The 12,928-nt window shown below is 68.2% G+C and carries 13 protein-coding genes; 8 read left to right on the plus strand and 5 right to left on the minus strand.

Features of this window, described 5'->3' with window-relative positions:
- Positions 1 to 14: 14 nt before the first annotated feature.
- Complete coding sequence (locus A9974_RS00565) at positions 15 to 941, plus strand: LysR family transcriptional regulator (protein ID WP_183002253.1); 927 nt, start codon at positions 15 to 17, stop codon at positions 939 to 941.
- Positions 942 to 1,004: 63 nt separating this feature from the next.
- Here A9974_RS00565 and A9974_RS00570 read toward each other — a convergent pair whose 3' ends face one another.
- Together A9974_RS00570 and kynU are read right to left on the minus strand one after the other, a co-directional pair.
- Complete coding sequence (locus tag A9974_RS00570) at positions 1,005 to 2,411, minus strand: amino acid permease (protein WP_183002254.1); 1,407 nt, start codon at positions 2,409 to 2,411, stop codon at positions 1,005 to 1,007.
- A gap of 60 nt (positions 2,412 to 2,471) precedes the next feature.
- Positions 2,472 to 3,722, minus strand: a complete 1,251-nt coding sequence (gene kynU, locus A9974_RS00575; RefSeq protein ID WP_183002255.1) for a kynureninase — start codon at positions 3,720 to 3,722, stop codon at positions 2,472 to 2,474.
- A 138-nt stretch (positions 3,723 to 3,860) separates the two neighbouring features.
- Here kynU and A9974_RS00580 point away from each other — a divergent pair, with 138 nt between their 5' ends.
- A complete protein-coding gene (locus A9974_RS00580) occupies positions 3,861 to 4,334 on the plus strand; it encodes an Lrp/AsnC family transcriptional regulator (protein ID WP_183002256.1) in 474 nt (157 codons plus the stop codon).
- A gap of 7 nt (positions 4,335 to 4,341) precedes the next feature.
- Here the strand turns inward: A9974_RS00580 and A9974_RS00585 are convergent, their stop codons facing one another.
- Entirely contained in the window at positions 4,342 to 4,965 is a 624-nt protein-coding gene (locus A9974_RS00585) for a hemolysin III family protein (protein WP_183002257.1), read from the minus strand.
- A gap of 146 nt (positions 4,966 to 5,111) precedes the next feature.
- The gene (locus tag A9974_RS00590) at positions 5,112 to 6,158 is read right to left on the minus strand and encodes a P1 family peptidase (protein ID WP_183002258.1); all 1,047 of its coding nucleotides are present in this window, start codon (positions 6,156 to 6,158) and stop codon (positions 5,112 to 5,114) included.
- 234 nt (positions 6,159 to 6,392) lie between these two features.
- Here A9974_RS00590 and A9974_RS00595 point away from each other — a divergent pair, with 234 nt between their 5' ends.
- The 3 genes from A9974_RS00595 (at position 6,393) to A9974_RS00605 (ending at position 8,698) form a co-directional block, all read left to right on the plus strand.
- A complete protein-coding gene (locus A9974_RS00595) occupies positions 6,393 to 7,178 on the plus strand; it encodes an amino acid ABC transporter substrate-binding protein (protein ID WP_006386703.1) in 786 nt (261 codons plus the stop codon).
- 102 nt (positions 7,179 to 7,280) lie between these two features.
- A complete protein-coding gene (locus A9974_RS00600; RefSeq protein ID WP_183002265.1) occupies positions 7,281 to 7,940 on the plus strand; it encodes an amino acid ABC transporter permease in 660 nt (219 codons plus the stop codon).
- Positions 7,937 to 8,698: an amino acid ABC transporter ATP-binding protein gene (locus A9974_RS00605; RefSeq protein ID WP_183002259.1), complete on the plus strand. Its 762-nt coding sequence runs from the start codon at positions 7,937 to 7,939 to the stop codon at positions 8,696 to 8,698. The genes A9974_RS00600 and A9974_RS00605 overlap by 4 nt, the downstream gene beginning before the upstream one ends.
- 63 nt (positions 8,699 to 8,761) lie before the next feature.
- On the opposite strand, the gene A9974_RS00610 is transcribed toward A9974_RS00605, so the two are convergent.
- Positions 8,762 to 9,526 (minus strand): peptidoglycan DD-metalloendopeptidase family protein, encoded by a 765-nt coding sequence (locus A9974_RS00610; protein ID WP_370539557.1) that lies wholly within the window; start codon positions 9,524 to 9,526, stop codon positions 8,762 to 8,764.
- A 170-nt stretch (positions 9,527 to 9,696) separates the two neighbouring features.
- Here A9974_RS00610 and A9974_RS00615 point away from each other — a divergent pair, with 170 nt between their 5' ends.
- From A9974_RS00615 to A9974_RS00625, 3 genes are all read left to right on the plus strand, one after another.
- A complete protein-coding gene (locus A9974_RS00615; RefSeq protein WP_183002260.1) occupies positions 9,697 to 10,986 on the plus strand; it encodes an MASE1 domain-containing protein in 1,290 nt (429 codons plus the stop codon).
- Complete coding sequence (locus A9974_RS00620; protein WP_183002261.1) at positions 10,976 to 12,496, plus strand: acyl-CoA-binding protein; 1,521 nt, start codon at positions 10,976 to 10,978, stop codon at positions 12,494 to 12,496. Before A9974_RS00615 ends, A9974_RS00620 begins: the two co-directional genes overlap by 11 nt.
- A gap of 91 nt (positions 12,497 to 12,587) precedes the next feature.
- Positions 12,588 to 12,928, plus strand: a 341-nt coding sequence (locus tag A9974_RS00625) for a DUF2946 family protein (protein ID WP_183002262.1), incomplete at its 3' end; no start/stop codon positions are given.

Here is a 12,928-nt window from a genome sequence, read left to right on the forward strand (position 1 = left end):
AATGGAGAACCGCCATGGAACGTGGCGCCCTATGGGAATACCAGGTGTTCTGCGCCGTCGCCGAACGCCAGAGCTTCGTGCTGGCGGCGCGCGCGCTGGGCGCCTCGCCCAGCGCCGTGACCCGCGCGGTGCAATCGCTGGAGCGCCAGGTGGGCGCGCAGCTCCTGCTGCGCAGCAAGAGCAGCGTGGTGCTGACGCCGCAGGGCGAAAGCTATTTCCAGTCGGCCCGCGGGCTGCTACGGCTGGAAGGTGAAGCGCGCGAGGCGCTGCGCGATACCCAGCTGGGCGCTCAGGGCCGGCTGCGCTTTTCGGCGCCCGACCTGCTGGGCGTGACGCTGCTGCCGGCCGTGCTGCGGCGCTATACGGCCGAACACCCCGGCGTCACCGTGGACATCAGCTACACCGACAAATGGGTCGACCCCATCGCCGAAGGGCTCGACTTCGCCATCCGCGGCGGCTTTCCAGCATCCAGCGACCTGCTGGGCGCGCGGCTATGGCCCTACGCGCGGCTGCTGTGCGCCAGCCCCGACTATGTCGCCCGCATGGGGCTGCCGCGCGAACCCGAGGAACTGGGGCGCCACCGGCTCATCATGCACACGGGCCCGCGCGTGCTGAAGGACTGGCATCTGCGCCGCGACAAGCGCATCGTGCGCATGCATGCCGAACCGGCGGTGCGCGTCAGCACCGGCAGCGGCCTGATGGCGCTGGCCTTGCAAGGCGTAGGCATCGCCCGGCTGGCGGACTGGGCCGCGGCGCCGGAAATCGCCCGCGGCACCCTGGTGCCGGTGTGCCCGGGCTACACCGCCACCTCGGCGCAGGGCGCGGCGCCGCAGATGCACGCGGTCTACGCATCGCGCACGCTGCCCGCGCGCGCCCGCGCCATGCTGACCGCGATCCGCGAATGCGCGGAAGACTTGCAGCGCCAGGCCCTGAAACGCTGAGGCCGGCCGGTGCCGCCAGGAATCCCTGGCGGCACCAGCCGGCCTCAAGCCCTTATTGTGCCGTCAGGAGCGCTGTTCGCGCGCCTTGAGCACCACCGATTCCGCGGACTTCCTGAACAGCAGGTAGTACAGGGCCGCCAGCGCCAGCAGGAACGGCACGCCGAACACCAGCGTCATCTTGAACACGCCGGTGAAGTAGGTCGTGCACAGAATCGCCAGCATGGCGCCCGCCCCCAGCAGCGTCAGCACGGGAAAGCCCGGCATCCGGAACGACAGCGGCGCGCCGCCCTCCCGCGCCCAGCGGCGGCGGAAGAAGTAGTGCGTGACGAAGATCATCATCCACGTGAACAGCGCCCCGAACATCGAGATCGCCATCATCAGCGTGAAAGAGGTTTCCGGATACAGCACGTTCAGCACGGTGGCGATGGCGATGCCGCTGGTGGACAGGAGCAACGCGTTCAGCGGCGTGCCGTTGCGGGTCAGCCGGCCCATCGCCGCGGGCGCATGACCGGCCCGCGACAGGCTGAACATCATGCGGGTGGTGATGTACAGCTGGCTGTTCATGGCCGACAGCGCCGCCACCAGCACGATGAAGTTGATGACGCCCGCCGCGTACGGCACGTTCACCGCCTGCATCACCGTCACGAACGGGCTGCCGCCCTTGCCCGCCTGGTCCCACGGCACGATGGCCAGGATCAGCGCCAGCGTCAGCAGGTAGAAGATCACCAGCCGCGCGATGGTGGCGCGGAAAGCCTTTTTCACCGCGCGCTCGGGGTCCTCGGCCTCGCCCGCGGCCACCGCGATCATCTCCACGCTCAGGTAGCTGAAAATGGAAATGACCACTGCGATCCACATGCCCCACACGCCATTGGGGAAGAAGCCGCCATGCGCCGTGTACTGCGCGACGCCGAATTGCGGATTGCCCCAGACCACGTAGGCGCCCAGGACGATGAACGCCACGATGGCGCTGATCTTGATGGTCGAGAACCAGTATTCGATGGTGCCGAAGGCCTTCACGCTCATGGCGTTGATGAAGATCAGCGCCGCCGAGAACAGGCACACCCATTGCCACCCCGGCACGCCGGGGAACCAGTACTTCATGTACTCGGCTACCGCCGTGACCTCGGTGCCCACCGCCAGCACCACGCAGGACCAGTACGCGTAGCGCACCAGAAAGCCCGCCAGCGGCCCGATGTAATGCTCGGCGTAGGCGCCGAACGAGCCGGACGTGGAATGCGCCACGGTCATCTCGGCCAGGCAGCCCATCAGCAGCAGCGTGATCAGCCCGCCGATGGCGTAGCTGATGATCACACTGGGCCCCGCGAAGCCGATCGCGAACTTGCTGCCCAGGAACAGGCCCGTGCCGATGGCCCCGCCGATCGCAATCATGCTCATCTGGCCAGAGGTCAAGCGACGCTTGAGCCCCTGCTCCCGTTCGGTGATTTTCCCGAACCCTTGTTGTTGTGTCATGTCTCCTCCGGTACTGCTATCTCTTAGTGGATGCGGTGCTTGCCGGCCCTGCGCGGCGTATCAGGTCACGGCGGAACGCTGCTTGAATTCAGGTTTATCCCAGGCGCGGCTGTCCAGCACGTCCTTGAGGATCTCGACCGCGTCCCAGACGTCGGCGTAGCCGAAGTACAGCGGCGTCAGGCCGAAGCGCAGCACCTCGGGTTCGCGGTAGTCGCCGATCAGGCCGCGCGCGATCAGCGCCTGCATGACCTCGTAGCCATTGGGATGGCGCAGGCTGACGTGGCTGCCGCGCTCGGCGTGGTTGCGCGGCGTCACCAGCGTCAGCGGATGGCCAGCGCAGCGTTCCTCGATCAACGCGATGAACAAGTCGGCCAGCGCCAGCGACTTCTTGCGCACGTCGGCCATGTCGGCCTCGCGCGCCACGTCCAGGCCGCACTCCACCATGGCCAGCGACACGATCGGCTGGGTACCGCACAGATAGCGGCGGATGCCGCCCGCCGGCTCGTAGGCGACCGTCATGTCGAACGGACGCTGGTGGCCCCACCAGCCGGACAGCGGCTGCCAGAAGTCCTGGATGTGGCGCGGCGCCACCCAGATGAAGGCCGGCGCGCCGGGGCCGCCGTTCAGGTACTTATAGGTGCAGCCGACGGCGTAGTCGGCATCCGAACCGTTCAGGTCCACCGGCACCGCGCCGGCGGCGTGGGCCAGGTCCCAGATGACCAGCGCGCCGCGCTCGTGGGCGGTCCTGGTGACCGCGGTCATGTCGTGCATCTGGCCGCTGCGGTAGTTCACGTGCGACAGCAGCACCACCGCGACGGACTCGTCCAGTGCCTCGTCCAGCGGCAGTTCGTCGTCGATCAGGCGCATTTCGTAGCCCTGCTGCAGCAGGTCGATCATGCCCTGGATCATGTACAGGTCGGTCGGGAAGTTGTCGCGCTCGGACAGGATGACGCGGCGCGCCGGCTGACGTTTCTGCTGGATACGCAGGCTGGCGGCCAGGGCCTTGAAGATATTCAGCGAGGTGGTATCGGTGATCACCAGCTCGCCGTCACGGGCGCCCAGCAGGCCGGCCAGCTTGTCGCCCAGGCGGGACGGCAGCTCGAACCAGCCGGCGGTGTTCCAGCTGCGGATGAGACCCGTGCCCCATTCCTGGGTGATGACCTCGGCGGCGCGGGCGGCCGCGGCGCGAGGCATCACGCCCAGCGAATTGCCATCCATATAGAGCACGCCGGGCGGCAGGTCGAAGCGCGCCTTCAGCGGCGCAAGGGGGTCCAGGCGGTCTGCGGCGACGCAGGCTTCGCGGGTATGCATTCACAGCTCCTTCAGGCATTATGCTGCGTACATACTAGCAGCGCCGACGAGCCGAAAAGTTGCAAAACCAGGCGTGGCTTACCCTAGGATTTCGCATTAAATTGCGTCCTGGGCCATTTTTTCGAATTGGATTGCATCGTGCACCTAGACGCCATCGACCAGCGCATTCTGTACCGCCTGCAAGAGAACAGCCAGCTCAGTAACCAGGACCTGGCCGAGCAGGTGGCCCTGTCGCCGTCGGCCTGCCTGCGGCGCGTGCGCGCCCTGGAAGAAGGCGGCCTCATCCGCGGCTACCGCGCCGTGCTCGACGCGGACAAGCTGGGCTTCGAGCTGGAAGCCATCGTGCACGTTTCGCTGGACCAGTCCCGCGCCGGCTGGCACGAACAATTCCTGGCCGGCATCGCGCTGTACGACGAAATCACCGAAGCCAGCATCGTCACCGGCGCGTCCAACTACATCCTGACGGTGCGCACCCGCAACCTGGCGGCGTTCTCGCAGTTCGTCGAAGAAAAGCTCAGCAAGATCGCCGGCGTGCGCGACCTGTGCTCGCACCTGGTCATGCGCAAGGTGAAGAACCGCGGCGGCATGCTGCCGCTGGCGGCCTGGCGCTAGGCAAGCCCTACGAATACCGCAGGAAGCCGAACACCGTGACGAAGTGGCAGGCCGAGCCGCCCATGACGAACAGATGCCAGATGCCGTGGGCATGGCGCCAGCGCTTGTCGTTGGCATAGAACACCGTCCCCACCGTATACAGCGCCGCCCCGGCCAGCAGCCAGGCCAGGCCGGCCGAGGACAGCGCGCTGGCGATGGGCGCGGCGAACAACACGCCCAACCAACCCATGGCCAGGTACAGCGGCAAGGCGGGCGCCGCCCCGCGCGCCCACCATAGTTCACGGCCGATACCATATAGCGCCAGCAGCCAGATCGCCACCGCCATGGCCGCGCCCCAGCCCAGTTCCAGCGGCGCGAACGCAAGGGGCGTGTAGGTGCCGGCGATCAGCAGGTAGATAGCGCAATGGTCCGCCTTGGCCCACAGCGCTTTGCGGCGCCCGCGCGTGCAGTGATAGAGCACTGACGACGCGTAGACCGCGATCATGGAGGCGGCGAACACGGCGCACGCCGCGATCTGGCGCGATTCCACCTTCAGTTCTGCCGCTCGGACGATCAGCGCGCCCGACGCGGCCACGGCCAATGCCAGGCCGGCCAGGTGCGTGGCGCCGTTGAAGCGTTCCCCTTCGTACATGCCATCCCCTCCCGCGCAGGCGGTGCGCCGACGCTTTCCATCATGCCGGCGCGATGTGACAGCTTGGGGTCAGCACGAACAAGGGGGATATCAGCAAATGGCGTTCCTGCTTGCAGGCGCGCCATTTGCACAGGAAGCAGCGCAGCTCAGGCGATGAAATCCACCGCCGCCGGATAGCCTTCCAACGCGCGCGCCGCCAGGATCGCGCGCTGCACCGCGATCGCCATCGCCTCGGCCGCCATGACGCCGAGCAGCATCGGATTGCCGGGCTTGCCCGACGCGCCGGTGCCCAGCGCGAACACCGTATCGCCGTCCAGCATGGTGTGGATGGGGTTGATAGTGCGGGCCAGGCCGTCGTGCGCCATCTGCGCCATCTTCTGCGCCTGCGCCTTGGTCAGCTTGGCATCGGTCGCCACCAGGCCGATGGTGGTGGCGGCGCCCTCGCGCATCGAGGTCGGCAGGTCGCCGGCCAGGATGGCCGCGCGGGTGTCCAGCAGATTCTTGCCATCGGCGGTGCGCGCCCCCGCCAGGATGCGGCCGGTGGCCGGGTCCAGCACGTCGCCCACCGCGTTGACCGCGACGATGGCGCCGACAGTGACCCCGGCCACGGTCAGCGATGCGCTGCCCAGACCACCCTTCATCGCGCGCTTGGCGCCGTACAGTTTGCCCACCGTGGCCCCGGCGCCCGCGCCCACGTTGCCCTCTTGCGGCGGCTTGGCGCTGGCCGACTTGCAGGCCTGGTAGCCGGCGGCGGCATCCGGCCGCACCGACGCGTCGCCCACGCCCAGGTCAAACAGAATGGCCGCGGGCACGATGGGCACATGGGCCACGCCCACGTCGAACCCGATCTTGCGTTCTTCCAGATAGCGCATCACGCCCGTGGCCGCTTCCAGGCCAAAGGCGCTGCCGCCGGCCAGCATCACGGCGTGTACTTTTTCCACCATGTTGACGGGGTTGAGCAGGTCGGTCTCGCGCGTGCCGGGCGCGGCGCCGCGCACGTCCACGCCGCCCACGGCGCCCGCCTCGGCAATGATGACCGTGCAGCCGGTGGGCCGCCGCGTGTCGGTGAAGTGGCCGACCTTCAGCCCGGCCACGTCGGTAATGCTGCCGCCGCCCGGCATCCGCCGCAGACCGCCACCGCCGTGCGCCGGCGCCACCCTGGCCATCGCCGCGGCGCCTGCCGCGGCCATCATGAACGCCCGCCTGTTCCACTGTTGTTGCACGCCTGTCTCCGTCTGTGTCCTACCTGGAAATACCCCGTGCCGCCCGGCCCGGAGCGCGATCGATGCATATGACTTGCAGCTATATTTTTACTATTCCTTATGCTTTGTGGAAAAATAGGCCCGTTGTTAGAGTGCGGCTACGCCGGAGGGCATCGCAAGTGCCACATGCTCTCCACAGTGATATCCCATCCGTGGAGCATTGCCATGAAACTCTTGCGCTCGTTGTTCATCGCCGGCCTCGTCCAGGTCGCCGCCCTGTCCGCCGCCCACGCCCAATCGGGGCTGGACCAGATCAAATCCGCCGGCGTGTTCAAGATCGGCACCGAAGGCACCTACGCCCCCTTCACTTTCCACGACGCCTCCGGCCAGCTTACCGGTTTTGATGTCGACATCGGCCGCGCCATCGCCCAGCGCCTGGGCGTGAAGGCCGAATTCGTCGAAGGCAAGTGGGACGGCCTGATCGCCGGGCTGGATGCCAAGCGCTACGACGCCGTCATCAACCAGGTCGGCATCACCGACGCACGCCGCGCCAAGTACGACTTTTCCGACCCCTATATCTCGTCGGCCGCCGTGCTGATCGTGCGCGACGACAACACCACCATCAAGTCCTTCGCCGACCTCAAGGGCCGCAAGTCCGCCAACACGCTGACCAGCAACTTCGGCAAGCTGGCGCAAAGCCATGGCGCCGAAGTGGTGGCCGTGCAGGGCTTCAACGAAGCCATCGACCTCTTGACCTCGGGCCGCGTCGAAGCCACGGTCAACGACAATCTGTCGTTCCTGGACTTCAAGAAGCAAAAGCCCAACGCCAAGGTCAAGATCGCCGCCACCGACAAGGCCGCCGAGTTCAGCAACTCGGGCGTGCTGCTGCGCAAAAACAATCCTGAACTGGTCGCCGCTATCAACAAGGCGCTGGCCGACATCAAGGCCGACGGCACGTACAAGACCATTTCGGTCAAATACTTCGGCACGGACCTGTCCGCGCAGCAGTAAGCAGCCCGTTCCATGACGCTACCCTCCTGGCTGCAGGCCGTCCTGCCCGACTGGATCCTGGCGCAAGTGGCCGGCTGGGCCGTACCGGCCTGGGTGCAGCTGATGGCCGACTCGTTCTGGCCGCTGCTGCACGCCGGGCTGGTGTTCACCGTTCCCCTGACGCTGATGTCGTTCGCACTGGGGCTGGCGCTGGCCTTCGTGGTGGCGCTGATCCGGCTGTTCGGACCCGCGCCGCTGGTGGCGCTGGTCCGATTCTACGTCTGGCTGATCCGCGGCACGCCGCTGCTGGTGCAGTTGTTCGTGATCTTCTACGGCCTGCCCAGCGTAGGCATCGTGCTGGATCCGCTGCCGGCCGCGCTGATCGGCTTCACGCTGAACGTGGGCGCCTACAACTCCGAAGTCATCCGCGGCGCGATCGAATCCATCTCCCGCGGCCAATGGGAAGCGGCCTATTCGCTGAGCATGACGCGCGCCCAGGCGCTGCGCCGCACGGTGCTGCCGCAGGCGGCCCGGGTGGCGGTGCCGCCGCTGTCGAACTCGTTCATCGCGCTGGTCAAGGACACCTCCCTGGCCGCCGTGCTGACGGTGCCCGAGATTTTCCAGGCGGCCCAGCGCATCGCCGCCGTCACCTACGAACCGCTGATCCTGTACACCGAGGCCGCGCTGATCTACCTGGTGTTCAGCTCCGTGCTGTCCGCCGCCCAGGTCCGGCTTGAGCGGCGCTTCGGCCAGCATGCCGTGTTTTCCGAGAACAAGCGATGATCCGCCTGGACAAGATCGAAAAATCCTTCGGCGGCAATCCCGTGCTCAAGCAGGTGGACGTCGCCATCGCCGAAGGCAGCGTCACCGCGCTGATCGGCCCGTCCGGCAGCGGCAAGAGCACGCTGCTGCGTTGCGTGAACCTGCTGGAAGTGCCCGACCGCGGCCTGCTCGAAATCGGCCCCGAGCGGGTCGACTTCGAACCCGGCGTGAAACTGTCGCGCGACCAGGTCCAGCGGGTGCGCAAGCAGACCGGCATGGTGTTCCAGAACTTCCAGCTGTTTCCGCACCAGACCGTGATCGGCAACGTCATGGAAGGCCTGGTGACCGTGCAGAAATGGCCGGCCGACCGCGCCCGCGCGCGGGCCGAGGAATTGCTGCGCAAGGTCGGCATGCTGGAAAAGGCGGACGCCTGGCCCGCCAACCTGTCCGGCGGCCAGCAACAGCGCGTGGCCATCGCCCGCGCCTTGGCGCCCGCTCCGCGCGTGCTGCTGTGCGATGAACCGACCTCGGCGCTGGATCCCGGCCTGGCCGCCGAAGTGGTGGACGTGCTGCGTCAGCTGGCCCTGGAAGGCATGACCATGCTGATGGCCACCCACGACCTGCGCCTGGCCGCCAGCGTCTCGCGCGAAGTGGTGTTCCTGCTGGACGGCACCGTGGTCGAATCCGGCGCCTCCCGCGACCTCTTCACCCACCCCGCCGACCCGCGCACCGCCGCCTTCATCTCGACCCTGACCCAGGATGCGGGCCATCAAGCTTAGGCGCCACCAAGTGCGCGGCGTGGGGGCCCACTCCCTCCGGCCGCCCGAAGGCCGGGCAGCCCCCTATCGGCTGGGTAGGGAGCCCGCCGGATCGACGGCTTGGCCGTCGTACCGCAACTCGAAGTAAAGTCCCACCTGCTTGCTGTCGCTATTGCCCATTTCCGCGATCTTCTGGCCCTGGGTGACCCGTTGGCCCTCTTTCACCAGCAGCTTGCTGTTGTGGGCGTAGATGCTGAGGAAGCTGGTGCTGTGCTTGACGATCACCAGATGCCCGTAGCCGCGCAGGCCGCTGCCGGAATAGGCGACCGTGCCAGCGGCGGCGGCCACCACGGGCGTGCCGGTACTGTTGGAGATGACGATGCCGTTGGACCCCGAGCCGTCATAGCCCCGCGTCACCTTGCCCTGCGCCGGCCAGACCAGCGAAATCGCGCCAGGCGGCGCGGTGCGGCGCTTGCCCATGGCGGGCGCCGTCGACTTGCCGCCTTGCGGCTTGCCGCGAGCCTTGCTGGGCGGAGACGAACTCGCCTGGCCCGCGGGTGCTTCGACCCGCAGCATCTGGCCGACCTCGATCGAATTGGAATTGGACAGGTTGTTCCAGCGCACCAGGTTCGATACGCTGGTGCCTTGCTTGCGCGCGATCTGCGTCAGCGTGTCGCCCGACTGGACGCGGTAGTAGCCCGGCTGGACCTTGGTGGTGCCGCAGGCCGCCAGCAGTGCCAGCAACATGGCCAGCGCCAGCCAGCGGACGAACCGGGCGGCGCGGACGGCAACCGGCGCGCGCCCGGGCGCGGCGGCAAACAGGGAAACGGGCAGGGTCTGAGCGGGCAAGGAGAGCACTGAAACCTGGGACGGAGTGAAAAGACTGCGTCCAAGGGTACCAAGATTTTCGGGCGGAGGTATGCTTGGGCGGCTTTGGCAGACCGCGCCGGGGCGTGTATAACCCGCTCATTGCCACGAGCCCGGGCTCGTCATGGAACACCGCGTCTGCAAGGAACGATATGGGAACCACCCCAGCGCCCCGAAGAAATCTGTTTTGCCTGCTATGGGCCATCCCTTATCTGTTGTGCGGCCTGTTTTCACGCCTGCTCAATGACCCGGTCAGCCATGCCGTGTTCGTCTGGCTGCCGCCGGGCGTGGCGGTAGGCGCCTACCTGCTGACGCAGCGCCGCAACTGGCCGCTGCTGCTGGCCGCGTTCTTCTTTGCGCAAATCGTGATCACCAGCTTCACGCGCGGCCAGCCCGCCACGGCGCTGGTGTTCGCCATCACCGCCAGCCTGTCCAGCATTACGGCCGCCTGGACCATCCAGCGCCTGACCCCGCGCGACGGCGGGGTGGGCGTGGTCGCGGCGCTGCTGGCCGGCGCGGTGGTCGGCGCCGCCCTGTCCGCCCTGCTCAACGGCAGCTGGCTGTGGATGACCCAGGAAGCCCACGCCTGGGTCCGACTGCGCACCTGGGTGGCGGCCTATCTGGGCGGCATCCTGATCCTGGCGCCCGCGGTCACCGGCTGGGCCCACTTCCGCCCGCGCCGCTCCGGCGGCCCCCGCATGCGCGACCTGGCGCTGGGCACCACGGCCTATGCCGCCCTGATCGTCTCGACCTTCATGACTTTCGACGGCGACATGATCAAGAACCTGCCGTACGTCGTCACCTTCGAGCTGACCTACCTGCCACTGGTGTTCGCGGTGCTGACCGCGCTGGTGTGGGGGCCGCTGGGCGGCACCCTGGCCGTCATCACCCTGACCCTGATGGCGCTGTACCAAAGCGCGCAGGGCGAAGGGCCCTTTGTCGAGGCCAACGACCACTGGCACGTGCTGCTGGCCACCCAGGTCTACCTGGTCGTCACCGCGCTGCTGATCCTGCTGGTCAATACGCTGCGCGGCGCCCGCGCGCAGGAACTCGAGAACGCCGAGCAATGGCGCGGCCGCTTCGACCTGGCGCTGGCCGGCAGCCACCAGCTGATGTATCGCTACAACCCCTTTGACGGCTCGTTCGAGCTGGCCGGCGACCTGCACGACGCATTCGGCATACCGGCCGGCGCGATCGGCGACCTGGACACGCTGCTGGCCCTGGCCCACCCCGATGACCGCGCACGCCTGACGATGCACTGGGCGGCGCGCCGCGCCGGCGGCCAGGACCGCACGCCGCTGCTGTTCCGCCTGGCGCATGCCGGCGGCGGCTGGCGCGTGGTCAGCGACCGCGGCTCGCCCTTGCCGGATTTCGACGGCAGCGTCGCGGTGGTGGCGGGCATGTGGCGTCTTGGCGAAGTCGAGCAGGCAGATGTCCAATAGCACTGGAGCCCTGCTCATCCACGGCTTGGGCGGCACCCAGTACGACCTGGGGTCGTTGCACAAGATCCTCAAACGCGCCGGCATCGAGACGCACTCGCTGACCTTGCCCGGCCACGGCACCACGCCCGAGGACCTGCTGCCCGTGCGCGCCGAAGACTGGCTGGATGCCGTGACCGCCAAGTACCGCGAAGTGGCCGACCGCTACGAGACCTTGCACGTGGTCGGCATGTGCCTGGGCGCCTTGCTGGCCGTGGAACTGTGCAAGCGCGTGGCGCACCGCAAGGGCAAGCTGGTCAGCCTGGCCGCGCCCGTCTTCATCGATGGCTGGAGCACGCCCTGGTACCGGGGCCTGCGCAACCTGGTCTACCGCATCCCAGGCCTGGCCGCGCGCATGCGCGTCGAGGAAGAAGAACCCTACGGCATCAAGAACGAACTGGTGCGCTCCATCGTCAAGGCCAAGTTCGAGCGCGGCGAGAACTTCCACTACCGCTGGGTGCCGCTGGCCTGTGTGCGCGAGGTCGACCGGCTGCGCCGGTTGGTGCAGCGCGGCCTGAACGCCATCACCTGCCCCAGCCTGATCATCCACGCCCACGAAGACGAGCTGACCTCGGTGCGCTCGGCCCACTACCTGAACGACGCCATCCCCGACAGCCGGCTGGTGCTGCTGGACAACAGCTATCACATGATCTGCGTGGACAACGACCGCGACCGCGTTGCCGCCGACATCCTGCAGTTCATGGACAAGCGCCCCGCCGTGGCCGCGCGCCCGGGCCGCGCCGCCGCCATGACCGGCGAAGACGTCGACCGCCTGCTGCAGGCCTATCGCGGCTCGCTGCTGTCCGGCGAATTCGAAACGCTGTTCCCGCTGTTCGCCGAAGACGTCGCCTGGCACGAAGAAGGCGACAACCCGCTGGCCGGCGTCTACCAAGGCCGCGGCGGCCTGGTCGATCTGTTCTCGCGGCTGATGGACTATTCGGGCAACACCTTCGCCGTCGACAGCGTCGGCCAGCCCGAACTGGCCGGCCGCTCGATCGCCGTGCCGCTCACCTTCCGGGTGCAAGACGGCACCAGGCAGTACCGCGGCGCGTCCACCCACACGCTGCGCCTGCGCAACAACCAGATCGCCAAGGTCACGTCCACAGCGGCCGACCCCGCCGCCGAAGACGCGCTGTGGCGCAGGCTGGCCGTGGCCAGCGGCCTGGAACCCGAAGGCGACGCCATGGATATGGATACGCTCGGCATTCCCGACGCCGACCTGGCCGACGCCTTCGAGGCCGCCGTCATCGCGCTGCGCGCGCTGCCCCAGGCGCCGTCCACCGGCGTCGCCATCCGGCTGCACGCCTACGAGCAGCAAGCGCGGCACGGCGATGCCCCGCCGCCGGCAGACGCCGGCGCCCCGGTGCGCCAGCAGATCGAGCACACCGCCTGGCGCCAACTGGCCGGCCTGCCCGCAGACCAGGCGCAGCGCCGCTACATCGCCCTGATCCGGCGGCTGGATACCGGCGCCTGAGCTCGCCCATGGCGGCCCGCCGTTCCCGATTCGCCATGGACGCCGCGCGGGCAAGCCGGGCAGGATCGGGCGCTTGCCCTAAAATCCCCCCATGCCTGCCTTGATCCGCCTTCCGCGAGCCTGCGGCGCCGTGCGCGTTAGGGGCGTGCTGTGGCTGGCGTTCCTGGCGCTGCTGCTGCGCGCGCTGGTGCCGGCGGGCTACATGCCCGACGCCCGCGCACTGCACGACGGCCGGCTCGAAGTCACCTTCTGCTCGGCCGCAGGCGACCTGTCGACCTTCAAGATTGCGCTGCCGCCCGACGGCAAGACCGGCGAACACCGCGGCGCCGACACGGGCGCCCAATGCCCCTTCGGGCTGCTGGCCCATGTCACGCCCGCGCCCACGCCCTACGTAGCGCCGTTGGCGCTGGCCATCGGCCGGATCGCCCCGCC

It is taken from the genome of Achromobacter sp. UMC71, assembly GCF_014170305.1.
GTDB lineage: Bacteria > Pseudomonadota > Gammaproteobacteria > Burkholderiales > Burkholderiaceae_B > Achromobacter.

Coding starts and splice junctions, on each gene's coding strand:
- A9974_RS00565 (WP_183002253.1), top strand. CDS start 15: ATGGAACGTGGCGCCCTATGGGAATACCAGGTGTTCTGCGCCGTCGCC.
- A9974_RS00570 (WP_183002254.1), bottom strand. CDS start 2,411: ATGACACAACAACAAGGGTTCGGGAAAATCACCGAACGGGAGCAGGGG.
- kynU (WP_183002255.1), bottom strand. CDS start 3,722: ATGCATACCCGCGAAGCCTGCGTCGCCGCAGACCGCCTGGACCCCCTT.
- A9974_RS00585 (WP_183002257.1), bottom strand. CDS start 4,965: ATGTACGAAGGGGAACGCTTCAACGGCGCCACGCACCTGGCCGGCCTG.
- A9974_RS00590 (WP_183002258.1), bottom strand. CDS start 6,158: ATGATGGCCGCGGCAGGCGCCGCGGCGATGGCCAGGGTGGCGCCGGCG.
- A9974_RS00595 (WP_006386703.1), top strand. CDS start 6,393: ATGAAACTCTTGCGCTCGTTGTTCATCGCCGGCCTCGTCCAGGTCGCC.
- A9974_RS00600 (WP_183002265.1), top strand. CDS start 7,281: ATGGCCGACTCGTTCTGGCCGCTGCTGCACGCCGGGCTGGTGTTCACC.
- A9974_RS00605 (WP_183002259.1), top strand. CDS start 7,937: ATGATCCGCCTGGACAAGATCGAAAAATCCTTCGGCGGCAATCCCGTG.
- A9974_RS00615 (WP_183002260.1), top strand. CDS start 9,697: ATGGGAACCACCCCAGCGCCCCGAAGAAATCTGTTTTGCCTGCTATGG.
- A9974_RS00620 (WP_183002261.1), top strand. CDS start 10,976: ATGTCCAATAGCACTGGAGCCCTGCTCATCCACGGCTTGGGCGGCACC.